The organism is Paenibacillus sp. y28 (assembly GCF_037137075.1).
Lineage (GTDB): Bacteria > Bacillota > Bacilli > Paenibacillales > NBRC-103111 > JBBBNV01.
This window is the reverse complement of the sequence record NZ_JBBBNV010000016.1, coordinates 48,140-74,865: the sequence shown is the minus strand read 5'-3', so window position 1 is coordinate 74,865 and position 26,726 is coordinate 48,140. Positions and strand designations below refer to the sequence as shown.

The following is a 26,726-nucleotide window of genomic DNA, read 5'->3' as shown; positions in this document are numbered from 1 at the left end:
TAAACAAACATAGTTGAACGGAAAACAAGGCGCATTCAAAGCTTGTCTGCGCATGACTAAGGAATTAGGATCGGCATTCCGTTCGCATTTCAAACCTTTGGTGGAGGGATTACATTGCGTTACTTTTTAGGGATTGACCTTGGCACCTCGGCCGTCAAATGTATTCTGGTTGACGAGAACGGTCAAGTAAAAGCAAGCCACAGCACCGAATATCCGCTGCTGCAGCCCCATCCGGGCTGGGCGGAGCAGAACCCGGAGGATTGGTGGAACGGAACTGCGGAAGCCATTAAACACCTGCTTCACAAAAGCGGCGTCACCGAGGCGGACGTAGCCGGGGTCGGCCTGTCCGGGCAAATGCACGGCTCCGTCTTCCTTGATGTGCAGCTCCAGGTCGTCCGCCCGGCACTCCTGTGGTGCGATCAGCGAACGGCTGCCGAATGCGGCTGGATCGAGCAAACGATTGGCAAGGAGCAGCTGGCGGCTTTTACCGGCAATCGCGCATTGACCGGTTTTACAGCGCCGAAGGTCGTCTGGCTTCGCAATCACGAGCCGGACAATTTCGCCAAGGTTCAGCATCTGATGCTTCCCAAGGACTATGTCCGCCTGCAATTGACCGGCGCCTTCGGCATGGATGTAGCCGATGCCAGCGGCACCCTGCTGCTGGATGTGGCCGGCCGCAAATGGTCACAGGACGTTACCGCCAAGCTGGGCATTCCGATGGAATGGCTGCCGCCGCTGTTCGAGAGCAATGACGTTGCCGGCCATTTGACTGCCCAAGCGGCGCGCTTGACCGGTCTTGCCGAAGGCACGCCAGTTGTCGCCGGCGGCGGCGACCAGGCATGCGGAGCTGTCGGGGTCGGGGTCGTCAAGCAAGGTATTGCCTCTGTTGCACTCGGCACCTCCGGCGTGGTCTTCGTCCATGATGACAGCTATCAGGTCGATGCCGAATGCCGGCTGCACTCCTTTTGCCACGGCGTACCGGGCAAATGGCACCGAATGGGCGTTATGCTTGCTGCAGGCGGCTCGTTCCAATGGTGGAGAAATCACTTTGCTTACGAAGAGCTGCAGCAGGCTCAGGCCGAAGGCAAGGATGTTTATGAATGTTTAACCGCCCTTGCCGAGACCGCTCCGCTTGGCAGCGAAGGCCTGATTTTCCTGCCCTACCTGACCGGCGAGCGCACACCGTACCCGGATCCGCAGGCACGCGGCGGCTTTATCGGCCTGAACCTGCGGCACAGCAAAGCGCACTTGACGCGCGCCGTGCTTGAGGGCATCAACTTCGGCCTGCGCGACTCCCTGGAGCTGGTGAAGCAGTCCGGTATTGCCGTAACCGAGCTTCGTGTGAACGGCGGCGGGGCCCGCAGCAGGTTTTGGCGGCAAATGCTTGCCGACATTTTCGGCCTGCCGGTAGTAACCGTCAATTCCACCGACGGACCGGCCTACGGCGCTGCAGTCATGGCTGCATCCGGTGTGCTGCAGCGTGATATTTCCGAGCTGTGTGAGGCCTGGATTCAGGTTGTTGACCGGGTTGAGCCGATTCCGGCCAACCAGGCGGCATACGAGCCGTATTATGCCGTCTACCGCAGCCTGTATCCGACGCTGCGCGCTACGATGCACCAGCTCAGCGGACTGGCCCAAGGCTAAGCTGAACTCGCGGTTAGCCGGACAGCATACAGCTGCTATTGAATCGAGAGCGTCTTGAAGCAGCAGGACGTCGTCCGGCACAGCCGGATCACCAATGCCCCCTTAGCCGGCATCGGTTATAAACCCGAAGGTTTATGCCGTTGCCTGCGCGAAGGGGGCATTTTTTACATCATATCGAGGTTAAAAATGATAGCTTGTCTTTACCTTGCGCTCGCCTGAAGGGATGCCGGCCGCTACAGCATACGCTGTTGTGCAAAGCCAGCGCCCGCATTTCCCTCGTCCGGACGCATCCTCGCGTAGCCGATCGCCGCCACACTAATTATCATTGGAATCCGTTTAATAAGCAAAACAAGCAGTACTGCCGGAAATGCAATCACATAATGCGCTTTATATTTCCAAATCAGGCTCAAAGTACGCTGCATGCATCAAGTTCCCTTTTCATGACGTTAATGAAGTAACACACTCTCCGAATCCCATTCTAATGCTCGGGATAGCCGCTTGAGCTTCAACCCGCTTTACGCGGGAGGCTTAGGGAATTCGAATCGATTCAATAGAAAAAGCGGCCTTGTCGAGAACCGCCTTTTCCCTTGCTTCTGTTTATGTTACTGCGGCTTGCCCGGCAGCCCATTCCAATAAACAAACCCGCAGCCGCAAATAACGTTCTTATTACCGGCCAAATCAAGCGCAGGTCCCGGACACGCCTTTCGACGTTGCCTCAATACCCGCAACCGGCCGCCACCGGCTTATTGGCTTGTCCGTTCTATCGCTTACCCCAGCACCGACTTATTCGGCAGGTAGTGGATGGCCTGAATATGGCGAATGGTCCGTGTTTTGGCGCGCATAACGAGCGAATCCGTCTCCGCCCGATCCCCCGGCATATAACGAACCCCTTTCAGGAAGCTGCCGCTGGTTACCCCAGTCGCTGCAAAAATAACATCGCCGTCGCCGACCATATCGTTCATCGTCAGCACCTGATACGGATTCGTCAGCCCCATATCGATGCAGCGTTGGTATTCCGTCGCATTGCCAGGCATTAACCGCCCTTGCAGCTCGCCGCCCAGACATTTCAATGCAGCCGCGGCCAGCACGCCCTCCGGCGCTCCACCGGAGCCGACATACATGTCCACCCCGCTTTCGGGCATCGCAGGCGCGATGGCCCCGGCTACGTCACCGTCAGCCAAGAAGCGGATGCGCACTCCGACCTTGCGAAGCGTGCTGATCAGCGAGGAATGACGCTCCCGATCGAGGATCATCACCGTCAAATCACTCAAGCTTTTTTTCAAAATACGCGAAGCCGTGTGCAGCGTCTCTTCTATCGGCGCCTCAATGCTCAGCTTGCCGGCCAGCTCCGGACCGAATGCGAGCTTCTCCATATATAAATCCGGCGCATGAAGCAGATTCCCTTTATTTGCAATGGCAAGCACGGAAATGGCATTATCGCGCCCCTTCGCCACAATGTCTGTTCCTTCCAGCGGGTCAACCGCTACGTCAACCTCGGGGCCGTTCATGCTTCCGACCTCTTCCCCGATATACAGCATCGGGGCCTCGTCCATTTCGCCTTCCCCGATAACAACTGTGCCGCGAATGGAAACGGAATCGAACATTTTGCGCATTGCGCTCGTTGCCGCGTCATCCGCTTCATGCTTTTTCCCCCGGCCGACCCATTTGGCTGATGCAAGTGCCGCCAGTTCTGTTACCCGTACTAGTTCTAACGCCAGCTCTCTTTCCATAACGTCCCCCTCCATCCCTATTCATGGCTACTTAGATATGTGACCGAATCCATTATATCATTCTGCGGAGCGAATACCATACTTATCTGAGCGGGACAGCATCTTTTATGGAAAAAGAAGAACTGCTCGGACATGCAAGCTTGCAGCTAAAATCACCCCGCGCCTTTACTAGCTTCTATAAAGCTTCAGACATAAAAAAAGACAGCCAGCTTCTGATATGCTTCCTTTCCCGTAGCGGTTTATTTATTCAACCTGTCTACTTAAAGGGAAGCATATCACGCCCGCCGTCTGCCTTGTTCATTTTCTAATACGCGAAATTTCGGAGTTGCACCTGCAATGTATATTCATTCGTGCTGCATTTAACCACGGTTGTAAAACTGCACCAGCTCGCGCGTAATGTCCTCCGCCGATCCATCGACCACCGTTTGACGCTGCGGTTTCTGGAACAACTGGGCAATCGGCTCCGGATACTGCTGCTCAATGCCGCACAAACGAATGGCTTCATCGAATTTGGCCGGATGTGCTGTTGCCAGGGAAATGGTTACCCCGCTCTCCCCGCATGCTTCCGCCGCCGCCACACCGCATGCCGAATGCGGATCAAGGAGATAGCTGTTTGAAGCGTAATATTTCTTAATCGTATCCAGACATTCTTGGCCTTCAACCCCGTGAGCAGCAAATTCGGCCTGCACCCTGGAGAGCAGCTCCGGCGCAATCACAATTTCGCCAGCAGCCTTGAACTGGGCCATCAGCGACGACACAGCTTCCGCATTTTCACCCAGGATGTAATATAAGTACCGCTCGAAATTGCTGGCCACCTGAATATCCATGGACGGGCTGTACGTGCTGCGGAATTGCCCCGGCTTGTAGACGCCTTCCTTAATGAACCGCTCCAAAATATTGTTCTCGTTCGTAGCCAAAATCAGCTTGTTCACCGGCAGTCCCATCCGCTTCGCCAGGTAGCCTGCGAAAATATCGCCGAAATTGCCTGTCGGTACGCTGAAATTGATTTCCTGATCGCCCGCTTGCTGGCGAACCTGGAAGTAAGCATAAAAATAATAAACCGTTTGCGCCAAAATCCGGACAAAGTTGATGGAGTTAATCGCGCACAGGTGATTTCTTTCTTTGAATTCCACATCAGCAAACAAATCCTTGATAATCCGCTGGCAGTCGTCAAAATTGCCGTGTACGGACAAATTCAGCACGTTCTCGTCCTGAACGGTCGTCATTTGCAGCTCTTGAACCTTGCTCACCTTCTGGTGCGGGTGCAGGATGCAAATTTTAATGCCTTCTTTGCCGCGTACGCCTTCGATAGCCGATGCGCCGGTATCGCCCGAAGTCGCGCCAAGAATATGAATCGTTTTGCTGTGCCTGGTCGAGACATAGGAATAGAATTGGCCCATAAACTGAAGGGCAATATCTTTAAAAGCGAAGGTCGGGCCGTGGAAAAGCTCCAGCAGATACAGACGGTCGTTCAGCTTACGAACCGGCGTTACCTCTGCATCCCGGAAGGTGGCATAGCTGGCCTTAACCATCGCCTTCAGATCATCCTGTGGAATTTCATCATTGGTATAATAGGAGAAAATCTCCAGCAGCAGCTCCTGATAGCTCAGCTTCTCCCATTCCTTCAGCTTGTCCGCAGAAATAACCGGAATTTCCCCCGGAACCAGAAGGCCGCCGTCATCGGCCAGGCCCATCAAAAAAGCGTCGATAAATCCGATTTGTCCAACGTTTCCCCTTGTGCTGATATAATGCATACGTCATTCCTCCTAATGCAAGCAACAAAATCCGCGCGAGACCGCGTTGTCTATAGTCAATGCTTTGACTACATCATAACATCATTAGGGCTCAGATGCGAACCCGATTCTTGAAAATTTTGCGCTTCCGGAACACAAAAACAACATCCCCCGCGGATGCCGTCCGATTTCGTGTTTCAAACCTGCTCTCGCAGGTGGGTGTCCGCAGCCGTTCTTTTGAAGTCCCCTTTTGGGGGCATTTCAGCCGAAGGGCGATGTAGGTCTCCCTAGAAACAATCATTGGTTTAAAACAACTATAAACCGTGACGGGCAACGCAGGATGATGTTGTTGGTGTACCCTTATTATAGACATCTGAGTGCCGAAAGTAAACCGGAAAAAACATAAATTCGCGATTGGCTCACACGGCAGCTCCGGTCCGGTGCCAAACCGGCCATCTCATTTCAACCATGCGCAGCCTGCCAGCTGCGGCAATGCAGCTATAGAATGACTGTCAGCCGCAGTGAAAGCCGGGGGGTTGAGAGCCATTATTTACCGGAATTATTGTCTCCGCTGCCGCCGGATTCCGACTTGTTAAAGCGCTTGTGGAAATCCGTGTAAGGCCCGTTCTCCACATACAGCGTTCCCTGCTCCTCTGCTTGGTTCGCAGCGGTTTTGTGGCCGTTCGTTTGTTCAGCAGGCTGACCCGGGCTTTGCGCAGCACTGGCGCTGGCTTCCGCTTGCTCTGGATGAACAGATACTTCCCCTTCCGCTTGAGAGCTTGCGGCGGATTCCAGACGAACCGGCTGCTCTGCCTCTGCCGCGCCCGGGAGCTCAGCTTGATCTTCCTTCAGCTTCTGCTGCTCGTTCAGCTTCTCCTGACGGGCCTGCATTTTTTGGAATACCCGGTAGAAGCTAATAAACGACAAATACGTCATCAGCGTTCCCGCAAAAAACGGGATTAAAAAAGTAAACTGCGAGCTCATGTAAATGACGAATCCGTCTGCGAGCAGCATCATAATTGCGGTCAACGGATTACCCAATGTAATCAGAAACGAATTTTTTAGAATTTGCAGCACCTTCATATGAAAATGAACCATAATGGAGAAGGAGTGAATCATCGCCGCAAATGTAATGAGGAACAGGGACAGAAATACCATAGCGACCATCCCCAGTACGCCGCCCTTGCCGCTGTAGAAGGAATAGTTTAAGTACAGCAGCAAATAGATGAGCATGAACATCCAGCCCGTAATCAAGCTTTGCACATAGTTTTCCTTATAGCCCCGAAAAAACGTTTTCAATAATGGCGCGTCTTCTTCGCCGATAATCCATTTCCGCACGCTTGTAAACATAGCCGTTGTCGCCGGAAACAAAAAAAACGGCGCGACAACCATGCCAATGAGCAGCACGCTTTTCATCTGGTCGAGACTCATGACCGCTTCGGGGTTCAAAAACGGTACAACCGTTACAAATATAAACGGGATTGAACATATAATCCACAATACGTTGGTTACGGAGAAACGCATAATCCATTCAGATATACGGTACAGTCCGCCCATCATGCCACGAAATTCCAAATCGGTATCCCCCTTCTGCGCGAATATATTCACTATAATACAAATAGCCTGTTGCCGTCGAGTTGGCCCTGACCTCGTGCGCTCAAGTCGACGGGGAACGACGGTATCCGTTCATCCATTCCAAATAAGGACAAAAGACGAAGTCGTTAAAAACGGCTTCGTCTTTTGTTAGAACAAGATTAGTTGTTTACGAATTCTTCCGAGCTGCTGCGCGGCTTGCGGTCATATCCGCCTTCGCGACGGCCCCGGCCGCCGTCACTGCGTCCGCCTTCGCTGCGGCCTTCACGGTTGCCGTAGCTGCTGCGGCCTTCGCTGCTGCCATAGTTTTTACGCTGCGAACCGCCGCTGCTGCTGCCATAACGGCTTCCGCCGCCACCGCCACCGCCATAGCCGCCACGACCGCCGCCGCTTCCGCTGCGGCCAAAATCTACCCGGCGTCCGCTGGAGCGCACGTCCGGTCTTCTGCGTTTCGCACGAAGCGGATCTTCCGGCGTGAGCTCGATTGTTACATCCTTTTTCTCACCGGTCAGGAGCTTCATTGCGGAAGCGACCAGATGTACGGAATCGTACTGCTCCAGAAGCTGAATCGCAATTGCTTTATATTCATTGAAATCATCGCTGTTTACGACTTCCAGCAGCTTCTCCGCAGTCGCTTTTTGCTTGCCTTCAATCGCTTCGGCCAAGCTAGGCAGCGGCTTGCGAGTGATGCGATGGCGAGTCAGCTTCTCGATAAAATGCAGGTGGTCAATTTCACGAGGCGTGACGAACGTCCACGCGCTGCCTTCTTTACCTGCGCGGCCAGTCCGGCCGATACGGTGCACATAGCTTTCCGGATCCTGCGGGAGGTCAAAGTTGATTACGTGCGTAACGCCGGATACGTCCAGACCGCGTGCCGCTACGTCTGTAGCTACGAGCACATCGATGCTGCCGTCACGGAATTTGCGCATGACATGGTCGCGCTGATTTTGGGACAAGTCCCCGTGCAGGCCCTCTGCGGAATAACCGCGTTTTTGCAGCGCCTCGGACAATTCATCGACACGGCGCTTGGTGCGGCCGAAAATAATAGCCAGCTCCGGCGCTTCCATGTCGAGCAGACGACACAGGGCGTCGAATTTTTGTTTTTCCTGCAGTTCAATGTAGGATTGTGCAATCGTCGGCGCACTGACTTGCTTCGGAATGACCGATACGTGCTCCGGGTTGCGGAGGAATTGATGAGCCAGCTTCTGGATGTTCGACGGCATCGTCGCGGAGAACAGCATCGTGTGGCGTTCTTCCGGTACAAGCTTCAGGATGGACTGGATGTCGTCCATGAAGCCCATGTCCAGCATTTCATCCGCTTCATCAAGAATGACAGTCGTAACATCATCCAGCTTGATGGTTTTGCGGTTGATGTGGTCGAGCAAGCGTCCAGGGGTACCGATAATAATTTGCGGCTTCTTCTTCAACGCGCGGATTTGCTTTACGATATCTTGACCGCCGTAAATTGCCAAGGAACGGGTTCCTTTGAAGCGTCCGAGCTTGCTGATTTCTTCTGCGACCTGAATCGCAAGCTCACGGGTCGGACACATGACGAGCGCCACGATTTTTTCTTCAGTGGTTTGAATCTTGCTGATCAGCGGAATACCGAAGGCTGCGGTCTTCCCTGTACCGGTTTGTGCCTGACCGATGAGGTCGCGTCCTTCAAGACCAAGCGGAATCGTTTTTTCTTGGATAGGTGTTGACTCTTCAAAGCCCATTTCTGTAATCGCCCGAAGCACCTTTGGATCCAAATCAAATTCCTGAAAAGTTTTCAATACAGTTCAATCTCCTTTTGATTAAGGGTATAAATATCCCTACTTTATGTACCCTTAAGTACGACTCCATCCGTTTTTGAAAGGTTCTCTCTTTTTCAAAAATCGAAGCTATTTCCTATTGTATCTAAAAAACATTCCCATTCAGGAAAATTATGGTCGAACCTAAGAATATCTAAGTTATTATACCATACCATGCACTGTGATTACCAGTGAAATTGCCCCACTTATTTTATCTTTCCCCCTTACGCAGCATGTATACTTTTTCCTCCAAGACGGTCTCTTTAAAATTCGTCGAAACTTGCCGCCCCCTTAGCGCGTATAACATAATAAGAATTAGCCGGTGAGCTGCACCTGGCCTCTCCAGCAACGCTATGAAAAGGAGCGATCGCATCATGTCTATCTTCAAACGAATCGGCGCCATTTTGCGCAGCAATAAAGAAGTCCCCGAAACCAAGCCGGGCCGTCCTTTCGAGGATGCTTCCGTCGGCGACATCGTCGAGGTTGACTTGGAGGAACACGTGATTTCAGGCAAAGTCATTTATTTTGACCGGGGTTACGCTCCGCACCGCTATGCTTATTATTTGCAAAACGGTAAAAACATCTCCTGCCTGTTCGTGGAAGTCGGGCGCAATTACGACTGCTTCTACAGCCAGTTCCTGGAGGGTGCGCTCGATGACCCGAATGATGTGCCTACCCGGCTCGTGCTGGACGAGGATCAGGCCTTCGAGCTCGAGCATCACCGCAAAGACACGACAAGGGTTGAAGGCCGTACCGATTTCCGCAGCAATGACGAAGTGCTGTTCTGGCGGTACATCGGGGATGAGAATTCCCGCTTCTTCCTCCAATGGCAGGACGGCAAATTTGTCGCCGCCACCGGGGAGCGCGTCTCTCCGGCCGAAGTGAAATTTATGAAGGCTGTCAAAACCCCTTGATACAAGCCATCATTACTTTTAAAATAACCTGCTGCGTAAGCAGTATCATCTGGAGGTGACGGCTTTGTTCCGCTGGTCGAAGTGGATTGGCTTGCTGCTTATATTTACACTGCTCACCGCTTGCGGAAATGCTGCGAATTATTTAAAAGAGGATTATCCCCTTGTCAATGTGGATGGCGTCGGCAAAAACAATTCCAAGGTGTATCTAATTGAGGGCAAGAACGTGCCCGCAGCCGCCAAGGAGCTGGCCGAGCAGGAAGAGCCGGAGGAAATAAGCAAGGAAGACCTGGAGAATATGTTCCTTGTTTACACCAACCGCATGATCAATTTGCAGCAGGATCCGGAGAATGCAGAGAATACGCTGGCCCAGGTAGATACCATTGAATACGCCAAGGAGCATTACGACTCCTCCTTCCTGGAAGGCTATTTAACCGCAACGATATTGAATCAGGTGTTCAGCAGCGACTGGTTCAAGCAAAAAAAACCGAATGATTACCGCGGATATTCCAAATCCTATACAGGAACGGGAACGACGTCATCATCATCCAGCGGCAAAAGCAGCGGAAGCGATGTTTCCAAGCCGGCCACAACAGACCGCAGCGGAAGCTTCAGCACGAAGCCCGGGACAACATCAAGCTCGGCGGGAACAACTGGAACGACCGGAACGAGTTCAGGCTCCTCCTCCTCCGGCACAAGCTCTAAGAGCAGTAAGGCTGCGGAGACAGGGAGCGCCCCGGACACGTCATCAAGGACAGGGAGCTTCAGCACAAGCGGAACCAGCTCAGCTTCCAGGAGCAGCAGCTCCACTTCAGCCTCATCGTCCAAGAGCAGCTCCAGCAGCAGCAAGTCCTCGTCGTCATCGACGCGCAAAAACGATGGTTCCACGTCATCGGTTAAATCGTCCTCCTCCAGCAAATCGAGCAGCTCCCCGAGCACCAGCTCGCGAACGGGAAGCTTCTCCTCGAAGAGGAGATAAATGACGCCGCCCGAAATTCCTTCCGGAGGAGAAACGCGGTGAAGCATTATACGGCACAATGCCTAATGATCGTTACAGGAGCCCTGCTGGTTTCAGCAGGGTTTAACCTGTTCCTTATTCCGCATCAATTGCTCAGCGGAGGCGTATCCGGTGTGGCGATGATTGCGGGTTATTTTACAGGCTGGAATATCGGCTGGCTCTACCTGATTATTAATGTGCCGATTTTGGCGTGGGGCTTCTTTGCTGTCGGACGAAGCTTTGTTACTCTGAGCATCCTGTCTGTTGCCGCCGCAACCTGGTTTATGCAGCTGCTTCCCAAGGAAATCGTGGTGCAGGAGCCGATTCTCGGCTCTGTGTTCGGAGGGGTGCTCGTCGGACTCGGATCAGGGCTTTCCTTACGCAGCGGCGGTTCGACAGGCGGGTTTGATATTATAGGCTCCATCCTGACCCGCAAGCGGGATTTTCCTCTGGGAACGGCCATACTGGCTATGAACGGAATTGTGATTCTGGCGCTTGGCTCCCTAAACAACTGGGACCTGGCGTTGTATTCCATGCTTTCCATCTATGTGACTGTCCGCGTCATGGATACCGTTCACGTCCGCCATCTGAAAATGACCGCCTTTATCGTCACGCAAGAGAAAACGAAGCTGCTTCAGCAGCTCCTGCAGCTGCCGCGAGGCGTAACTGTCATTCAAACCTCGGGAGCTTATACGGAGTGCCATAATGAAATGCTGATGACGGTCACGACCCGCTACGAGCTGGCCCAGCTGCGCCATATTATACGGGAAACGGATCCCAGGGCCTTCGTTAACATAGTCCAGACGATTGAAGTGCTTGGTGAATTCAGGCGGATTTGACATCAATTATGATGTTATTCTTCTCGTGAGTATGCTATACTAGAGTAGTAATTTCATTACGTTCTGGTTTATACATCTGAGAATGAAGCATATACGTTTTCTTTGTTTTCCCGTCGTCAGGCCATTCTATCAGGAAGGGTGATGTACATGGAAACAGTGAAATTATCCAGGATTGTTATGAAATTGACCCCGGAAGTTGTTCCTTGCTTAAGTACTTCCGAACTTGATTCGGACATTGTGCTCCGATACGGCTTGGACGCCCTGGATAGAGAGGACGTTCTCGAAATTATCCAATACAGCATTTCTGAGCATCACAAGGACGCCCTGCTGCAATAGCAGGCGTCTTTTTTTTTTATATAGCTGCTTTTCATCGGCTGTAGTTGACGATTGGATTTGCGCCTCCCATTCAGCTTCACTCACTTTCGGTCAAATGACAGCAGGTGAGAAGCTGTTATGAATGAGACCCTGACGTACAGGAATATACATTTGAAATAAGTCCGTCAAACCCATGCCGGACTCTTTTTAAATCCAAGACGGGAAATGTACGGAATTTCCGCCAAAATTCCTATGGGCTGAATTAAAGCCCTTGCTTTATAATAAGGAGAGCTATCAGGAACCGACAAGGTTCATCACGGACAGACAAGGCTTGTACGTATTGGGGGAGATATGCAATGGAAGTATTACTGGCATCGCTATTGCTTGTGTGGGGAAATTTAACAGCTTCACAACCGGATTTAACGATGGAACAGCTCGTTCAAGCCGCTGAGGAATCGACCCATCCGATTGTCGAAGGAACCCAAAGCACCGGAACCTTCGTCAAAAAAGACCCGCAGAAGGATTCTCCGAAAGTTAAAGGGGTGTATGCTACAGCCCATAGCGCCGGGGGGGCGCGAATGGAAACGCTGCTGAAGCTGATGGATGAAACGGAGCTGAACAGCATTGTCGTTGACATAAAAGACGACTGGGGGTACATCACCTACAACACGAATAATCCGGAGCTTGAGGCGATGGGAACCACACAGCCGATTATTAAGGATTTGCCCAAGCTGATGGAGCGTATGAAGGAGCACGATGTATATCCGATCGCGCGTGTTGTTGTCTTCAAGGATACCGTGCTGGCGAAAAAAAGACCGGAATTGTCTTATTTGAATCCCGATGGCTCCCTGTGGGGCAACAGCAAAAATCCGCCGGATAGTTTTGTCAATCCCTACATGAAGGAGGTTTGGGACTACAATATCAACGTCGCCAAGGAAGCGGCCAAGGCGGGCTTTAAAGAAATTCAATTCGACTATGTCCGGTTTCCGGAAGGCTTCGAGAAACGGGCCGATGTGCTGAATTATACGAAGGACGACCGTTCCCGTGTGGATGCGGTTGCAGAATTCGTGCGCTACGCGCATGAACAGCTCAGCCCGCTCGGCGTGCGTATATCAGTCGATATTTTCGGCTATGCCGCCTCGGTACCCGCCGCAGAAGGCATCGGCCAAGATTTCGAGAAAATTTCCAGCTTCGTCGATGTTATTTGTCCTATGGTGTACCCGAGCCATTACACGACCGGCTGGTTCGGCTCCAAAGTCCCGGACGCGGCTCCTTTTGCTACGATTCACGGCTCGATGCTCGACACTCACAAGAAGCTTGACCCGCTTGGAGACGCAAAGCCCGTTATCCGGCCATGGCTGCAGGATTTCACCGCCTCCTGGATACCCGGTTATATCCGCTACGGCAAGCACGAGATCGAAGAGCAGCTTCGCGGCTTAAAGGAAACCGGAGTTGAGGAGTTTCTGCTGTGGAACGCCGGGAACAATTATACCGGGGATGTAGACTACAAAATTGTCGAGCAATAAGGCTGACGGCGTTAGTCCGTAAGGAAATGGGCCATTGTACCGGGGGAGGGTACGGTATTACATTCCGCAGTCCCCCCCCCCCGGCTGTACTATATAAGCCTCTGTTTTTTAACCCGCCTTCAAAACGCCTTCAAATGAAAGGCCTATCTCCTTTACGGTGAAAACCGTGCAGGAGATAGGCCCTTTTGTTGTGCGCTTTTTACAAAAATAAATGAATGATTACGGATTTAATGGTGTTGAACTTGCATTGGTTGGAGAGCTTTTGTAGTTTTTGAATACGAGTACTGTTTCACCAACCAGCGTGCTGCCATCCGGAACCATATCGGCCGTGATGACGATTTCCACCGGCTGCCCCATCTCTTCCCCGTCGGTAAAGCCATCTCCATCGGTATCTGCGCCGGTAACCGGATCAATGCTGGTCCGAATAATCATGCCGTTCTCAAGCAGCATGCCTGTCGCTTCATAATAATCCGGCAGTCCATCGTTGTCCTCGTCCTTTGTTTTATCTTGGCTGGTTCCAACAATGGTCTGGAAATTCGCTTCCAGTTGCTCTGCAGTCTGAATAAAGAAATATTGGCCTCCGCCTTGAATTGCGATATTTCGCAGCAGGCTTTCATCCGCTTCTTCACTTAAGCCCATGGTGAAAATAACAATCCCTTGGGCATAGGCTTCTCTTACAGCCTCGAAGTCATTTCCGTACGTATTCTGGCCGTCCGACAGCAGCACAATCACCCAGCGGTTATCCGGATTGCCGTTCTGCTTGAATTCGTGTACAGCCTGGCGAAGTCCGCCGAAGATGTTCGTTCCGCCGCTGCTGTTAATGTTGTAAACCGCTTCGGCTACTGTTTGCGAATGTGCTGAGAAGGTTGCGCCTGTGACGGCAACATCATCAAAATCAATTATTGACGCCCGGTCAGATGCCGAGTATACCGAATTCGTTACGGTCGTGTACTCGCCGGTATAATTCGGCCCATAGCTGTAGGTAGCCAGGGCAACCGTCACGGTTTCGGAAACCAGCGGGCTTTGAGCGTCATATTTCAAGCCGTAAACCAAGTCCGTCACCGCTCTTTTTCGCAAATCAAGCGGGTCCGTCCAGGTCATACTGCCCGAGCTGTCAATGACAAATGCAAAATCAATAAACGGCTTGTACGTCTCGTCCGTTACACTGATCGCGCTGCGCCATGCTTGCTCCCACGCCGTTTTGTCAATCAGGACGTATTTACTGTTATGCGTGGTGACAAAGCTCAGCTTCTGTGCAGCTGCATCATACGTTGTCGGCAGGAACTCGAATTTGTTTGCCGTCTCATTGTAATACGCTGCCGCAAGGTTGTCTTGGCCCGCAACGCCGGAAACATCGAAGGACAGGGTCGCTTGGGAGAAGGTATAGCCGTTTGTAGTAAACTCGACAACCGGACCCGTCAAGCCCGGAACGCTCAGCCCGGCGTCGCTGAACACATCCGATGAATTCTCGAAAGCCACCTGAATATTCGATGCCGTACCGCGGAAGCCGGTAATATCAAGGCCAACCAGCTCAACAACGTTATTCAGCGGGTCCGTGTGAATCAAGTCATTGCCGCCATTGAGCTGATCCTTAATCGACTCGCCGTTCAGGCTGACGTTAATGGTTTTCTTGTCCCGTTTACTGCCGCTGCTGCTTCCTGTGGAAGCTCCCGCCTGCGCGCCCGGCTCAACAGCCGGCGTATCTATGCCCGGCTTTTCTTCTGGCTTCTCCGCCTCTGTATCAGGAAGCTGCTTCAACTGACGGGCAATCACCGTCATTGCTTGAGCCCGGGTTGCCGTATCTCCCGGTTGGAATACCCGCTTTCCGTTCAGCTCCAGCCCGTCAATAATGCCGTGCGAAGCGGCAGTCTGAATGGCCGCATAAGCCCAGTGGGACTCATCCACATCCGTGAATGCAACCGCGCTCGCTTCGCCCTGCTTGAGTTCAAAAGCGCGTACCAGCAGCACCGCCATCTCCGCACGGGTAACCAGATTGTCCGGCTTAAACGTGCCATCCTGGTATCCGTCCGTGAGACCGTGCGCCACGGCAGCACTCACATATGGTGCAGCCCAATGGCCGGCAGACACGTCCGAGAACACATCTGTATGCGTTGCACTCTGCGTCCAGCCAAGTGCGTTGACAATAAGCTTGACGTATTCCGCCCGGGAAATAGGCTTATCCGGCAAAGCTGCCAGCTGCCCATTGTCCTGAACTCCGTTCAGTATCCCTTTTTTCGCTAAAAGCTCTAAGTCCGCTTTCGCCCAATGATTGTTCAAGTCAGCGAACACCGGCGTTTCCTCCGCCGCTGCTGCCGGGAATGCGGCCGCAAGCAGCATACAGAACGCCATTAGCAAAGCCATCCATCTTTTGAGCATGTTCTTCCCACCCTGTTCTATGTATTGACCGTCTGATTACAGCTGCGCCGACATGGAAAGGAACAAATATTTTCCCTTCATCATCACAAACTGGCAAATAGCAGCAATTATCAACAGCAGATTCCATTATAGAACAGATAGGTTTACTCTGTTAATACTTATGCTCATCTTAGAAATGTTAAATAATTCACATTGACACATCAACACGATGATTCAGCGGCTCCACTATTCAATAATATAGCCCGCTCCGGCCTCAATTCGCTTCTTTTGAATAATCGCGATACTCTTGGTTGCCGGAACAGCAACAAAATGGCGGGCCAGATTTTCCTCCACATAGCCAAACGCTTTTTCATCCGTTTCCGCCAGTACAATAAGATGTGCGGTATCCGCTTCAACCAGTTCAATTTCGATTTTGTACAAATACATTATTTTTTCCCTCCAAGGCACCGGTTTTACCGGGGACCAGATTTTAAGCTACAATACTGGATAAGAACACTGTATAAGAGCCTTGCTTTGACCTGCGAAAAATCCATAACGGGAGGCAGAAACATCGATGTTGACTAAAGGAAGCAAAGCGCCGGCATTCAGCGCTCCAAGCACACTTGGCACCGTCCATCTCCAGGAATCGCTCGGCAAGAAGCGAATCGTGCTTATTTTTTACCCGAAGGACAATACCCCGGTATGCACCAAGCAGCTATGCGCCGCGCGTGATTCACGCAAGCAGTACGAAAGTGCCGGCGCAGAGGTATATGGCGTCAATCCCGGGTCGCTGGAGGATCATCAGGCTTTTGCCGATAAGCACGGGTATGATTTCCCGCTTATTTCCGATACGGACGGCCGCATCCGCCAGCTGTATGACGTTGGCAAAATTTTCGGCCTGTTCGGGCAGCAGCGTCTTGTCTATGCCATTGAAAAAGACGGGACGATCGTGTTTGCGCAAAAGGGAAACCCGTCTACCTCCGACATACTCGCCGCGTTCCAGACTACACCAGCCTAGGCAAGTTTACACCGAATGATTTGACAGCCACGCCAGGATATTCTTTCTTGCATCTCTGTTAAACATCCAGAGCCGCCTCATGGGCGGCTCTTCCTCTGTATAGGCACCGGAAATAACGCTGTTATTGCGACAGCCGGAGCGCCAAATTATACATTTCCATGTTGAACGGCTTCTTGCTGTTGACGACTTTATCAATATCCGTCGTAACGAGCTCGCCCTTGACAATGCCGCACGCTTTGCCGGATTCTCCTTCAATCAGCTTGCGCACCGCAAAATCGCCCAGCTGGCTGGCCAGATTCCGGTCATTGTGCGTCGGCGCGCCGCCCCGCTGCACATGGCCCAGTACGGTTACACGCGGCTCAATGCCGTTGCGCTTCGTAATTTCGTTGGCGATTTCGTGCCCGCTGCCGACGCCTTCAGCAACGAGGATGATGGAGTGGCGTTTGCCCGCATCGAAGTTTTCTTTCATCCGGCTGGCAATCTCGTCCAGATCATACGGAACTTCGGGGACCAGAATTGTTTCCGCGCCGCTGGCAAGGCCGGCATAAAGCGCGATATCGCCACAGTGACGTCCCATCACCTCAACGACCGAAGCCCGCTCATGGGAAGACATCGTATCGCGGAGCTTGTTAATCGCATCTCCTACAATACTTACCGCCGTATCAAACCCGATCGTGAAGTCCGTGTAAGGAATGTCATTGTCAATCGTTCCAGGCAGGCCCATCGTTTTAATGCCGAGCTTGCTGAGCTTGTTCGCGCCCTGATATGAACCGTCGCCGCCGATTACAACGAGCCCGTCGATACCGCGCTTGCGCAAATGATCTGCAGCAAGCTGCTGGCCCTCAGGCGTCATAAACTCCTTACAGCGGGCTGTCTGCAAAATGGTGCCGCCGCGCTGAATAATATCGCCCACACTCCGCAAATCCATTTGACGGATATCATCATGAATCAAGCCGTAATAGCCGCGCTGCACCGCATACACTTCCAGCCCGTGAAACAAGGCGCTCCGTACAACAGAACGTACAGCCGCATTCATCCCCTGGGAATCCCCGCCGCTCGTTAGAACTGCAATTGACTTTAATGACATGTTGTTTCCTCCCTGGCAAGTAATTAATGTATGTATTATAACTTTCTGGACCGAACGAGCATCGTGTTCAACCAGAAAAAAATCCGTGTCATCGGACTGCCTCGCATCAGTGCCTGGGATATCGCCTGCACGCCGCGCTGCGGCTTCACCTTCGGATCGGACAAATAGACCGCAAGCAGCCCTTCAATAATCATACGGTGAAAGGGAGAATCCTCCAGGGCTTCCGCCTCCCGGCGGGCTTTGCGGACAATGCCGATAATCCGTTCGGCCGTCTCCTGCTCCCCGCTGTAATAGCTGCAGAAATTCAAATCGCCGCCGATCCGGTCCTCTTCCATATCAATCAGATAGTCGAGCAAAATATGCAGGCCGCACACGTACGGGAAATAAGCGCGCTTTATTCGTACGGCCTCCGCTTCGTTCAGTCCAGGACGGGATGCAGCCAAAAACAAATAAAACACTCCCAGCGTCGACCCCGTTGCTGCGGCAAACTCGTTCCAGCGAAGGTCCGGGTATTGAGCCTGATGAAGCCCCCACCACCGGAACAGCTCTCCTTCGCGGAGATCGTGGCGGATGTGCTTGTACACCTGCAAATCACAATACAATCCGACCAACTCCCGCACGTGGTCCTGCACCGCCGCATAGGAAGGCAGCTGCAGCAAGCATGTCTGGCACGTCCGGACCAGTCCGGCCAAGTAACCGCCATCCTCCTGCTCCTGCCGCTTCGCATAGTAGTTCGTCGGCCCGGCGTGCGGATTAACGGCATCCAGCATCGACTGATGCAGCAGGCGAAAATCCTCCGGATCAAGCGAGGTGCTCCTGTCACACAGGTTATCCAAATAATCGCTTATCGTTTGAAACGCGACAATAAGCGGCACTAACACCCCGCTCATCGGCATATGGGCCGCCGCATATACTGAGCCGCCCTGACAATGAAACCGTTTGGATGTCATGCTGGCTATCGCCTGCGTCCTTAATTCCGGATCAGGCATACGCTCTGCATGCGTACGAATGTCATCCAGCTGCCGAGCCACCTCGGGAAGCACAGACTTGTACAGCCGGTACATCAATTGGACCGCGCTGCGCGGCGCGCGGCCGCCATCCCTTTTGTTTGCTGTGGTCAACCAAAGCTCCTCCTGTAAAACGGCCTATACGCTTCGTTATTACCATTATAGTACATTCTTAAGCGCGGCGCACGGTTAAGGCTACTGGTGACTCTTCTCCGCAATATCCTGATCGACCCGGTACCACAAGTGCAAATCCGTAATTACGCTGGCCATTTCCGAAATTTCATAATTCAGCCGGCAGGATACGGCGAAGTTGTCTTCCACATTAAGCTGATTTTGCTTCTGGACAATAACCATTTCAATGGCCTTAATCCGGTCCGGTATCGCGCCCCGGACGACTTCCCATTCATGCAAAAGCCTGCTCTGCTGATCCAGCGGAATAAGCTCCCACTCCTGATGCAGCACCGGCAGCCGGATGCCGAGTCGTTCATTATATTGAAACGTGTAGTTCATTTCGATCACCTCATGATTCGCTTCTTTTACTGTACCACGTCTGTCGCTTACAGGTAAAGCCGGATTGCAGGCCAGAAAAAATCGGCAGGGGTAATCGGAATAAATATCCCCCATGAAGCTTCAGTACGTGGTATACTATCTCTCATAAAAATGGTTGATATCAATGAAAGACGGATGACAACTGCCATTCGCCTAAGGGAGAACTTCAAAGATGAACACGCGCTCAGCCTCCGTTCGGCTAACCGACATTTTTAAATTTTTTATTCCATTAGGTATTTCTGCAAGCTTGGTTACGATGTCCCACTCGATTATTAACAGCACCCTGGCCCGTTCCGCAAACCCGGAGCTCATTATTTCAAGCTATGCCATCGCCATGAGCGTTCTGTCCATCACGGAACGTCCGGCAGTGCTTCTGCGGCAAACCTGCTCGGCGCTTGTCCGGGATAAACGTTCATACCGGGCCATGAACAGCGTGGCAACCATTGTGCTCGGAACGATTATCGTTCTGGGCTTGCTTTTATCCTACACCCCCGTTGGGCATTGGCTCTTTACGGGCCTGCTGAATGTGGATGAAGAGCTGCTGCCCTCTGTTCTCAATGTGTACCGGATTCTGATGGTTGTCAGCATTTTCTCCGGTATACGCTGCCTGTTTCACGGCATTATTATCGTCAATATGCGCACCAAATGGCTGACGATCGGAATGGTCATCAGATTGCTTGCGATGTATGCAGTTTCGCAACTATTTATTCAAACGAACTCTGTAAGCGGAGGCTGGGTCGGAGCGTTTATTTTTGCAGTCGGGATGATTGTCGAAGCACTCGTGGCCTTTCTGGAAGGGCGCAAGCTGGCCAATCGGCTGCCCGAACGGCTGGAGGATCATTCGGTACAAACCCGGCGCGATGTTTTCCGATTTTATCGCCCGTTGTTGTATTCCGGTGTCATCGCCATTATTATTGCGCCAACGATTAACGCCATGCTCGGCAAAACAGGCAACATGCAGCTGGCCATCGCATCCTTTGCCATTGCGGCCAACATGACGCAGCTGATGCAGAGCTTTTTTTCCTACATTCATCAGATTGTACTGAATTTTTACCGGAAGGACCCCGGACAGGTGCGCCGGTTCATGCTGCTGTGCTCCTTGCTGCCGACGGCGCTCCTGGCGGCAGTCGGCTACACCGAGCTGGGGCCGTTGTTCCTGAAGCATGTCATCGGGGTCAGCGATCAACTGCTTGACGAGTCGATAAAGGCTATCCGGATGTTCATGCTGACAACCCTCATTTTCCCGTGGCTCGATTACATGAACGGGCAGGTCATGCTGAACGGACAGACGAAAATTATGGCTTGGTCCCAGGCCGCCAACGTGACGATTACAGTCCTCTCCCTCATCGTATTCGTTGCTATTGCCCCGCAGTGGAATGCGGTTATCGGGGCGCTCGCGCAATCGCTCGGGGTCGCTGCTGAGCTTGGTGTCGTTTTGTTCGGAATGTATCAGGTCGGCAAGCTTCGCGGCCGCGTCGCGGGAGGCTTGTAGATGTCGGGGTTGAATCCTTATCGTTCGGCGCTGCTGCTGCGATGCTTCACGTTTGCATTTTTTATGACGGGGGCGCTGGTGACCGCCTATTTCCCGCTTTACTTCGATGCGCGGGGCTATTCCAAAATCCAAATCGGAATTCTGTATTCCGTCGGCCCGCTGATCGGAATATTCTCGAATATCCTGTGGGGGCTGCTTAGCGACAAGTTCCAGACGATCAAAAGGCTGATGCACGTCCTGCTCGCCGGCCAGCTAATCATGGTTACCATAATGCTGAATCTGGACTTGTTCGCGGCCTTGTTTATTACCATTACGTGCTTCTTCTTCTTTCAAACGCCAATGAGCGCGCTCGGCGACAGCCTGGCCCTTCTGGCCGCAAGCCAGACCGGCAAAAGCTACGCTTCCTTCCGCATCTGGGGATCGCTCGGCTTCGCGGTTGCGGCCGTAGGATTCGGAATGCTGCTGCAGCGCATCGGCCAGGATTGGACACTGTATATGGCGCTAGGCACGATTTTCATTTCGCTGCTCTTGTCCTTTATCGTGTCCGACCGCCCGGGCGGCAAAGGAAAGGTTCAGTTTAACGGACTGCTGGACATATTGCGTTCCCGCCGGCTGCTGGCTTTTTTCCTGCTGGTGTTTATTATCTCGGTGGCCCACCGGATTAACGACAGCTATTTGTCCTTATTCCTGCTCAAACTGGGCGCCCCGGAAACGATTGTCGGATGGACATGGACCATGTCCGCTATCAGTGAAATTCCGATGTTCTTTCTGCTTGCCCGTTATGGCCATCACTTCCGGGAGCTGCCGCTGCTCGTTATCGCTTCCCTGATGTATTTTATCCGCTTCGTGTTGATGGCCATTACAACAGATCCCTTGCTAATCGTGGCAATCCAGGGGATGCACAGCCTCTCCTTCGGTATTTATTTCGTGACGGCACTGCGTTTTTTGCAGCAGCTGATACCCGACGAATACCGTTCCTCCGGTCAGGCCATGTTCACCGTCGTATGGTCGGGCTGCGCCGGCATTACCGCCGGGACAACCGGAGGCTGGATTTTTGATTCCCTTGGCCCTGAAGCCGTATACTGGTGGGCGGCCATCCTCTCTTTCCTCGCCAGTCTGGGCTTTCTGCTCTTCCATTTCCGCAACGGACATTAATATGCCGGGGTGCTCTATGGCAACTACGCTAAAAGCATCCCTTTCCTCCCTCCCCCCTAATTTGGGCGATTCTATCCTAATCCTGAGCGATTCTATCCTATCCCCTGAGCTAACGAAGCCGCTCGCCTGACATGATGCAGCCATTTCATCTCCTGCCAATCCCCTTTGACCCGATGACTTAAGATTTTCTTCATAATTCACAACATGGAAAATTAAGAAATGTCAGGTATTCTGGAATTCAGTCCAAATATGACAGAAAGGAACGCTTGCCGTGCTGCGTATTACGCAATTGTCCCATTCGTTTATGAATGGCAGTGAACAGACTCCGGTGCTGCAGGGAATCGACTTTCATGTCGCCCAAGGTGAAATGGTCGCCCTGCTCGGCAGCTCCGGATCTGGCAAGTCGACGCTGCTTAACCTGATGGCCGGTTTAATGAAGCCCACGGAAGGGGAAATCATTATTGCCGGACAACCGATCCAGCGTATGTCCGAGAACGCGCTGGCGCTGTTCCGCCGCAAAAGCATCGGTTTTATTTTTCAGTCCTATGAGCTTATCTCTCATTTGACAGTCTGTGAGAACATCGAGCTTCCGCTCGTGTTTCAGGGCATCTCTCCCAAGGAACGAAGGAAGCGGGCCCAGGCTCTGCTTGCCAAGGTAGGTATCCCCGAGAAAGCCGATTTATTTCCCTCGCAGCTCTCCGGAGGACAGCAGCAGCGTGTCAGTATTGCCCGCTCTCTGGTCACCGAGCCTGCCCTGATTTTCGCCGATGAACCCACAGGGAATCTGGATACCAAGACCGAAAAAGAAATTATCGACCTGCTGATTGATCTGAACGAGTCGATGCGCACCACCTTTATTATCGTTACTCACGAGCACGAGGTCGCCATGCGCACCAAACGTATCATCCACCTTCGGGACGGGCGTCTGGTTGATGACACCCTCACTGGCGGCAGAGCGGAAGGTGATGCTTCATGAAGCTGAGAGATTATGTCCGGCTTGGCTGGGATCAGCTCCGGCGGCGCAAGGTAGTCACGGCGCTATGCGCGATGGGAATTGCCATCGGGTCCTCCTCCATTATTGTGGCGCTGGCCTTCGGGGAATCGGTCACCTACTATAGCAAGCAGCAGATGATGCAATACATGAAGACCGATGAGATTACCGTCATGAAACGGCAGACCGGAGGCGCCGGCGGCATGGACCCTTCGGGAAGCCCGGGATCTGCTTCCGGCAGCCAGCAGCAAGGAATTTCGGACCAGCTCATCGACATTATTCGCGGCCTGCCGCATGTCAAGACCGTCGCTTCTCAAGAGCAGCTTGGCATGATGGAATTCCGTGTAGATGATACGAAGCGAAGCCATGTCAATTTAACTGCAACCGAGCTGAATACGCTGGAAGCGTTTGGCAACGAGTTCGCCCAAGGCGCCGCCCGGGATGAGGAAAATGTTATTATTCTCAATTACGGCGCTACGATGGGACTCTATGACGAGCGGACCGAACGTATGCGTGCCATGCAGCAGCAGCAGCAGGAAACGCTGAACTCCCGGGAAGTCCGTGACGAATATATCAGACAGCAAACAATTGTATATCCTTTGTACCAGAAGCAGCTGATCCTCAGTGATTTTGGCGGTGGAGGGCCCCAAGGAGAAGCTGCGGGCAGAAAGCTGGAAATTCCGGTCCGGGTCGTCGGGGTGCTGAAGAAGCCGGAGGGGATGGATGACCGGATGCTCATGCACAACAAAATCGGTTATATCTCGCCAGCGCTGGCCCGCAAAATCAATGATTTCCGTTCCGGCCTTAACGGGAATGAAGCCTCCTCCACTCCGAAGGGGATTCAACAGCTCACCGTTAAAGCAGATTCGTCCGCAAATGTCAAAGAGCTGGAAGAGCTGCTCCGGAAGCTGCCTCTTGATGTGAACACCAACCTGTACATGGAAGAACAGATGAAGGATCAATTCGTCATTATCCGGCTCGTATTCGGCGGGGTGGGCTTGTTCGTCCTGTTCGTGGCCTCCATCTCCATTGTCGTTGCCATGACAATGTCAACCTATCAGAGGCGCCGGCAAATCGGCATTATGAAGGTGCTGGGCTCCAGTCTGGGCCAAATCCGCAATATGTTCATCGTTGAGTCTGCGCTGCTTGGCCTGCTTGGCGGATTATGCGGAATTGTACTCTCCTACTGGGTCATCTGGGCCATTAACATTGTCGTGAACCACTTCAGCGGCGGAATGGACGAGCAGCTGCTGTTTATTAGCCTGTGGATATTGCCTGTCGGCTTGTTCTTCGCGCTGCTTACCGGCATTATTTCGGGCATATACCCGGCCGTCAAAGCGTCGCGAACGGACGCCCTGACAGCAATCAAGAGAGAATAAGGAGTCGGCCTCATGCGAATAAAGAAAGTTGTGCTGTTTCTCACTATTGCCATCGTTGTCATTGGAATTTCCGCCGTACTGTACATCCAAAACGGCAGAGCCGTAATACCGCCAGGGCCGTCAGGCATGTCTGCTATGGCGCAAACCCTTAAATTCCCTGTGACCCGGGAGGATATCGGCAGCAGTATTGATGTGAAGGGCAAATCCGCCTATGTGCAGGAAACGGTTGTTCAGGCCCCTTATTCGGCCAGCGTGCTCTCCTGGAATGCCAAGGAAGGCACTCAGGTCAACAAAGGCGATATCCTGTTTGAGATGGACACCAAGGCGCTGCAAAACGAGATTACGCAGCAGGAGCTGGCCATTCGCCGGCAGGAGCTCGAAATGAAAATCAAAAAAAGCCAACAGGCGCAGGAAGACAAAACGGCCTCTGAAACGGTCACCTCGCAGGCCGATGCCTTCAAGCGGTATACAAGCAGCGAGCAGGCCAAGCTGCAGGATGAGCTGGACCGTCTGACAATGGAAGCCGCCAAAACTCAGCTCCAGGACAAAAAGGAAAAGATCGGGCAGGCCAAAGTGACCGCCGAAATTAGCGGTATCTACTTGTCCACCCTGGAGGCCGATAAGAAAAATCCCCCTTCGCTTAGCGAATATCAAACGGTCGGTAAAATTGTGGACATGTCTCAGCTGCAGCTTGTGACCAGTGTCGGGGAATACGAGGTATTCCGGATTACGCCGGGAATGCCCGTAGCGATTCGTTCGGACTCCTTGAAGGGAAGCAAGCTGAGCGGGCAGGTGCTGAGTGTGTCCCGGTTCGCCAAAGGCTCCGCCAGCGGCACTGCCACCGGAGCGGCCCAGTTCGAGGTCATCATTTCGCTGGAAAACAGCGAGCAGTTTATTGCCGGGATGGACTTGACGGGTACGATTCAAATCGAAAGCAAGGCCGGAGCTATCGTCGTGCCGACCTTGACGGTGATGCGGGATAAGGATGAATATTATGTATTTGTCGAAACGCCGGACGGAGGAGCCGAGCGCCGCACCATTACAATCGGTCTTGAGACAGCAGATAAAACCGAAGTGCTCAGCGGGCTGACGGAAGGCGAAACCGTCGTTCTGCAATAATAATTTTCACCCCGGCAGGGAGTTGTAAAAAAGCGACAGCACCGCCTGGATCGGCCCGATTGGGGCCGTTCCTTCCGGTGCTGTCGCTTTTTGTCGTATAGGCTGCTGGTTTAACCGATTTTCGCCATTTCTTCATCTGTGATTTCGAAATTGGCATAAACATCCTGGACATCGTCATTGTCGTCAAACGAGTCCATCATCTTGAGGAGCTTCTCGGCATTCTCCCCTTCAACGTTGACGCTGTTCTGCGGAATCCAGCGGATGCCCGCGCTTGAGAAGGCATAGCCCTCCTGCTCCAAGGCGCCCTTCACCGCATCGAATTCATGCGGGTGTGTCAGAACCTCATAGCTCTCCTCGCTGACAATTACATCCTCTGCACCGGCTTCCAGCGCCTGCATCATGATGGTATCCTCATCCGTCTCGAACTGCTCCCGGTCAATGACAAGGACACCCTTTTCATTGAACATGTAGGCAACGCATCCGCTCTCCCCCATGTTGCCGCCCCGCTTGTTGAAAATGGACCTTACGTCAGCCGCTGTGCGGTTGCGGTTATCTGTCAGGCATTTGACCATAATGGCGACACCGCCAGGGCCATAGCCTTCATAAAAAATCTCTTCGTAGTTTTCCCCTTCACCTGCGCCGAGCGCTTTCTTAATCGCACGTTCGATGTTATCGTTCGGCATTTGGATGGCACGCGCATTGGCAATCGCCGTTTTCAAGGTTGTATTCGCATCCGGATTAGCTCCGCCCTTGCGCACAGCCATATAAATTTCGCGGCCCAATTTAACGAATTGGTTATTTTTGGCTTGGTCTGCCTTGCCTTTACGTTCTTTGAACAATTTGAACTTCATAACCGACGCTCCCTATTGTAAAGATTGCATCCTTAAGTTTACCACTTGTCCGGCTCCAAGGTCAAAAGCTTTCACAGGGATTTTATCCGGGATTCACCAATCCGGTAGGCATCCGCATAGCTTATAGGGACTATAAAAAACGGCCCGCCCGCATCAAGGACGGCGCCCGTTTATCAAGCCGGATAAGTAGCTTTCAACTGAACCTAAACGGGACAGCAGCTTATCCGGGTCCAATCGAAAAGGAGTGACCTGCAATGAACCGCCCGGTTTATCAGCCCTATTATCCGTACAATCCTTATAATCCGTATGGCTATTATCCGTACTACACGTATCCGTATTCGCCCTACCTTCCACTCGATCTGCTGCTGCTTGGCAGCGTGCTCCCTTATGGACACGGGTATTACCCGTACCACCACGGTTATCATGGGGGAGGGCATGTTTACCCGCATCACCGGCTGCCCGAAGATTCTGCTCAACTGGTGGAACAAGAAGAACAGTAAGGATGTCTATCCAGCACAGCAGCACTTTCGTCCGGTAAAGACATCGCCCGGCGGTGAAGCCGTTCCCTCTCAAGGCTAACACTTGCTTGTTAAGGTCTGAACACGGCCCGCCAAGCGGCCGCAGAATGAAGAGGGTTAAATC

At 52.6% G+C, this 26,726-nt stretch carries 24 protein-coding genes, 1 other RNA gene and 1 pseudogene; 13 read left to right on the top strand and 13 right to left on the bottom strand.

Annotation, left to right across the window (positions count from 1 at the left end):
- Positions 1-114 precede the first annotated feature (114 nt).
- Positions 115-1,644, top strand: a complete 1,530-nt coding sequence (gene xylB, locus WBG83_RS14080) for a xylulokinase (RefSeq protein WP_336745743.1) — start codon at positions 115-117, stop codon at positions 1,642-1,644.
- A gap of 233 nt (positions 1,645-1,877) precedes the next feature.
- Here the strand turns inward: xylB and WBG83_RS14075 are convergent, their stop codons facing one another.
- From WBG83_RS14075 to WBG83_RS14050, 6 genes are all read right to left on the bottom strand, one after another.
- Positions 1,878-2,066 (bottom strand): hypothetical protein, encoded by a 189-nt coding sequence (locus WBG83_RS14075; RefSeq protein WP_336745742.1) that lies wholly within the window; start codon positions 2,064-2,066, stop codon positions 1,878-1,880.
- Positions 2,067-2,411: 345 nt separating this feature from the next.
- Positions 2,412-3,374 (bottom strand): class II fructose-bisphosphatase, encoded by a 963-nt coding sequence (gene glpX / locus WBG83_RS14070; RefSeq protein ID WP_336745740.1) that lies wholly within the window; start codon positions 3,372-3,374, stop codon positions 2,412-2,414.
- Positions 3,375-3,733: 359 nt separating this feature from the next.
- On the bottom strand, positions 3,734-5,128 hold the full coding sequence (thrC, locus tag WBG83_RS14065; protein ID WP_336745739.1) for a threonine synthase: 1,395 nt from the start codon (positions 5,126-5,128) through the stop codon (positions 3,734-3,736).
- A 143-nt stretch (positions 5,129-5,271) separates the two neighbouring features.
- Positions 5,272-5,452, bottom strand: a non-coding RNA gene (gene ssrS, locus WBG83_RS14060) — 6S RNA.
- A gap of 201 nt (positions 5,453-5,653) precedes the next feature.
- On the bottom strand, positions 5,654-6,682 hold the full coding sequence (locus WBG83_RS14055) for a YesL family protein (protein ID WP_336745738.1): 1,029 nt from the start codon (positions 6,680-6,682) through the stop codon (positions 5,654-5,656).
- A gap of 179 nt (positions 6,683-6,861) precedes the next feature.
- A complete protein-coding gene (locus tag WBG83_RS14050) occupies positions 6,862-8,475 on the bottom strand; it encodes a DEAD/DEAH box helicase (protein WP_336745737.1) in 1,614 nt (537 codons plus the stop codon).
- Between the two features lie 392 nt (positions 8,476-8,867).
- Here WBG83_RS14050 and WBG83_RS14045 point away from each other — a divergent pair, with 392 nt between their 5' ends.
- Positions 8,868-9,407, top strand: a complete 540-nt coding sequence (locus tag WBG83_RS14045; RefSeq protein WP_336745736.1) for a DUF4178 domain-containing protein — start codon at positions 8,868-8,870, stop codon at positions 9,405-9,407.
- A 55-nt stretch (positions 9,408-9,462) separates the two neighbouring features.
- A pseudogene (locus tag WBG83_RS14040) lies at positions 9,463-9,915 on the top strand (DUF4247 domain-containing protein); the annotation flags it as partial.
- 5 nt (positions 9,916-9,920) lie between these two features.
- Here WBG83_RS14040 and WBG83_RS14035 read toward each other — a convergent pair.
- On the bottom strand, positions 9,921-10,430 hold the full coding sequence (locus WBG83_RS14035; RefSeq protein ID WP_336745782.1) for a hypothetical protein: 510 nt from the start codon (positions 10,428-10,430) through the stop codon (positions 9,921-9,923).
- An 18-nt stretch (positions 10,431-10,448) separates the two neighbouring features.
- Here WBG83_RS14035 and WBG83_RS14030 point away from each other — a divergent pair, with 18 nt between their 5' ends.
- The 3 genes from WBG83_RS14030 to WBG83_RS14020 all read left to right on the top strand — a co-directional run bounded on the left by WBG83_RS14030 (position 10,449) and on the right by WBG83_RS14020 (position 13,081).
- Positions 10,449-11,240, top strand: coding sequence for a YitT family protein (locus WBG83_RS14030; protein WP_336745779.1), 792 nt, complete (start codon positions 10,449-10,451; stop codon positions 11,238-11,240).
- Positions 11,241-11,381: 141 nt separating this feature from the next.
- Positions 11,382-11,576, top strand: a complete 195-nt coding sequence (locus tag WBG83_RS14025) for a hypothetical protein (protein ID WP_336745735.1) — start codon at positions 11,382-11,384, stop codon at positions 11,574-11,576.
- Positions 11,577-11,911: 335 nt separating this feature from the next.
- Entirely contained in the window at positions 11,912-13,081 is a 1,170-nt protein-coding gene (locus WBG83_RS14020) for a putative glycoside hydrolase (protein WP_336745734.1), read from the top strand.
- 219 nt (positions 13,082-13,300) lie between these two features.
- Here the strand turns inward: WBG83_RS14020 and WBG83_RS14015 are convergent, their stop codons facing one another.
- Together WBG83_RS14015 and WBG83_RS14010 are read right to left on the bottom strand one after the other, a co-directional pair.
- Entirely contained in the window at positions 13,301-15,457 is a 2,157-nt protein-coding gene (locus tag WBG83_RS14015) for an S-layer homology domain-containing protein (protein ID WP_336745733.1), read from the bottom strand.
- Positions 15,458-15,682: 225 nt separating this feature from the next.
- Positions 15,683-15,883, bottom strand: coding sequence for a DUF3906 family protein (locus tag WBG83_RS14010; protein ID WP_336745732.1), 201 nt, complete (start codon positions 15,881-15,883; stop codon positions 15,683-15,685).
- A gap of 127 nt (positions 15,884-16,010) precedes the next feature.
- On the opposite strand from WBG83_RS14010, the gene WBG83_RS14005 reads away from it, so the two are divergent.
- A complete protein-coding gene (locus WBG83_RS14005; RefSeq protein WP_336745731.1) occupies positions 16,011-16,454 on the top strand; it encodes a peroxiredoxin in 444 nt (147 codons plus the stop codon).
- Between the two features lie 121 nt (positions 16,455-16,575).
- On the opposite strand, the gene pfkA is transcribed toward WBG83_RS14005, so the two are convergent.
- From pfkA to WBG83_RS13990, 3 genes are all read right to left on the bottom strand, one after another.
- Positions 16,576-17,541: a 6-phosphofructokinase gene (gene pfkA / locus WBG83_RS14000; RefSeq protein WP_336745730.1), complete on the bottom strand. Its 966-nt coding sequence runs from the start codon at positions 17,539-17,541 to the stop codon at positions 16,576-16,578.
- 35 nt (positions 17,542-17,576) lie between these two features.
- The gene (locus WBG83_RS13995; RefSeq protein ID WP_336745777.1) at positions 17,577-18,605 is read right to left on the bottom strand and encodes a tetraprenyl-beta-curcumene synthase family protein; all 1,029 of its coding nucleotides are present in this window, start codon (positions 18,603-18,605) and stop codon (positions 17,577-17,579) included.
- 138 nt (positions 18,606-18,743) lie between these two features.
- A complete protein-coding gene (locus WBG83_RS13990) occupies positions 18,744-19,058 on the bottom strand; it encodes a hypothetical protein (RefSeq protein ID WP_336745729.1) in 315 nt (104 codons plus the stop codon).
- A 211-nt stretch (positions 19,059-19,269) separates the two neighbouring features.
- On the opposite strand from WBG83_RS13990, the gene WBG83_RS13985 reads away from it, so the two are divergent.
- The 5 genes from WBG83_RS13985 (at position 19,270) to WBG83_RS13965 (ending at position 25,233) form a co-directional block, all read left to right on the top strand.
- Positions 19,270-20,589 (top strand): multi antimicrobial extrusion protein MatE, encoded by a 1,320-nt coding sequence (locus tag WBG83_RS13985; protein ID WP_336745728.1) that lies wholly within the window; start codon positions 19,270-19,272, stop codon positions 20,587-20,589.
- Positions 20,590-21,744 (top strand): MFS transporter, encoded by a 1,155-nt coding sequence (locus WBG83_RS13980; RefSeq protein WP_336745727.1) that lies wholly within the window; start codon positions 20,590-20,592, stop codon positions 21,742-21,744.
- Between the two features lie 271 nt (positions 21,745-22,015).
- Positions 22,016-22,720 (top strand): ABC transporter ATP-binding protein, encoded by a 705-nt coding sequence (locus WBG83_RS13975; protein ID WP_336745726.1) that lies wholly within the window; start codon positions 22,016-22,018, stop codon positions 22,718-22,720.
- Positions 22,717-24,114, top strand: a complete 1,398-nt coding sequence (locus WBG83_RS13970) for an ABC transporter permease (RefSeq protein ID WP_336745725.1) — start codon at positions 22,717-22,719, stop codon at positions 24,112-24,114. The genes WBG83_RS13975 and WBG83_RS13970 overlap by 4 nt, the downstream gene beginning before the upstream one ends.
- Positions 24,115-24,126: 12 nt before the next feature.
- Positions 24,127-25,233 (top strand): efflux RND transporter periplasmic adaptor subunit, encoded by a 1,107-nt coding sequence (locus WBG83_RS13965; protein ID WP_336745724.1) that lies wholly within the window; start codon positions 24,127-24,129, stop codon positions 25,231-25,233.
- A 110-nt stretch (positions 25,234-25,343) separates the two neighbouring features.
- Here WBG83_RS13965 and WBG83_RS13960 read toward each other — a convergent pair whose 3' ends face one another.
- Positions 25,344-26,084, bottom strand: coding sequence for a YebC/PmpR family DNA-binding transcriptional regulator (locus WBG83_RS13960; protein ID WP_336745723.1), 741 nt, complete (start codon positions 26,082-26,084; stop codon positions 25,344-25,346).
- Between the two features lie 254 nt (positions 26,085-26,338).
- Here WBG83_RS13960 and WBG83_RS13955 point away from each other — a divergent pair, with 254 nt between their 5' ends.
- Positions 26,339-26,584 carry a hypothetical protein gene (locus WBG83_RS13955; protein WP_336745722.1) on the top strand — a complete coding sequence of 82 codons (246 nt, stop codon included), beginning with the start codon at positions 26,339-26,341 and terminating at the stop codon, positions 26,582-26,584.
- Positions 26,585-26,726: the final 142 nt, after the last annotated feature.

What these genes read in the sequence shown, in the direction of transcription:
- WBG83_RS14075 (WP_336745742.1), bottom strand. Translation starts at nt 2,066, where the DNA reads ATGCAGCGTACTTTGAGCCTGATTTGGAAATATAAAGCGCATTATGTG.
- glpX (WP_336745740.1), bottom strand. Translation starts at nt 3,374, where the DNA reads ATGGAAAGAGAGCTGGCGTTAGAACTAGTACGGGTAACAGAACTGGCG.
- thrC (WP_336745739.1), bottom strand. Translation starts at nt 5,128, where the DNA reads ATGCATTATATCAGCACAAGGGGAAACGTTGGACAAATCGGATTTATC.
- WBG83_RS14045 (WP_336745736.1), top strand. Translation starts at nt 8,868, where the DNA reads ATGTCTATCTTCAAACGAATCGGCGCCATTTTGCGCAGCAATAAAGAA.
- WBG83_RS14035 (WP_336745782.1), bottom strand. Translation starts at nt 10,430, where the DNA reads ATGCTTCACCGCGTTTCTCCTCCGGAAGGAATTTCGGGCGGCGTCATT.
- WBG83_RS14030 (WP_336745779.1), top strand. Translation starts at nt 10,449, where the DNA reads ATGATCGTTACAGGAGCCCTGCTGGTTTCAGCAGGGTTTAACCTGTTC.
- WBG83_RS14025 (WP_336745735.1), top strand. Translation starts at nt 11,382, where the DNA reads ATGTACATGGAAACAGTGAAATTATCCAGGATTGTTATGAAATTGACC.
- WBG83_RS14020 (WP_336745734.1), top strand. Translation starts at nt 11,912, where the DNA reads ATGGAAGTATTACTGGCATCGCTATTGCTTGTGTGGGGAAATTTAACA.
- WBG83_RS14015 (WP_336745733.1), bottom strand. Translation starts at nt 15,457, where the DNA reads ATGCTCAAAAGATGGATGGCTTTGCTAATGGCGTTCTGTATGCTGCTT.
- WBG83_RS14010 (WP_336745732.1), bottom strand. Translation starts at nt 15,883, where the DNA reads ATGTATTTGTACAAAATCGAAATTGAACTGGTTGAAGCGGATACCGCA.
- WBG83_RS14005 (WP_336745731.1), top strand. Translation starts at nt 16,011, where the DNA reads ATGTTGACTAAAGGAAGCAAAGCGCCGGCATTCAGCGCTCCAAGCACA.
- pfkA (WP_336745730.1), bottom strand. Translation starts at nt 17,541, where the DNA reads ATGTCATTAAAGTCAATTGCAGTTCTAACGAGCGGCGGGGATTCCCAG.
- WBG83_RS13995 (WP_336745777.1), bottom strand. Translation starts at nt 18,605, where the DNA reads ATGTACCGGCTGTACAAGTCTGTGCTTCCCGAGGTGGCTCGGCAGCTG.
- WBG83_RS13990 (WP_336745729.1), bottom strand. Translation starts at nt 19,058, where the DNA reads ATGAACTACACGTTTCAATATAATGAACGACTCGGCATCCGGCTGCCG.
- WBG83_RS13985 (WP_336745728.1), top strand. Translation starts at nt 19,270, where the DNA reads ATGAACACGCGCTCAGCCTCCGTTCGGCTAACCGACATTTTTAAATTT.
- WBG83_RS13980 (WP_336745727.1), top strand. Translation starts at nt 20,590, where the DNA reads ATGTCGGGGTTGAATCCTTATCGTTCGGCGCTGCTGCTGCGATGCTTC.
- WBG83_RS13970 (WP_336745725.1), top strand. Translation starts at nt 22,717, where the DNA reads ATGAAGCTGAGAGATTATGTCCGGCTTGGCTGGGATCAGCTCCGGCGG.
- WBG83_RS13965 (WP_336745724.1), top strand. Translation starts at nt 24,127, where the DNA reads ATGCGAATAAAGAAAGTTGTGCTGTTTCTCACTATTGCCATCGTTGTC.
- WBG83_RS13960 (WP_336745723.1), bottom strand. Translation starts at nt 26,084, where the DNA reads ATGAAGTTCAAATTGTTCAAAGAACGTAAAGGCAAGGCAGACCAAGCC.
- WBG83_RS13955 (WP_336745722.1), top strand. Translation starts at nt 26,339, where the DNA reads ATGAACCGCCCGGTTTATCAGCCCTATTATCCGTACAATCCTTATAAT.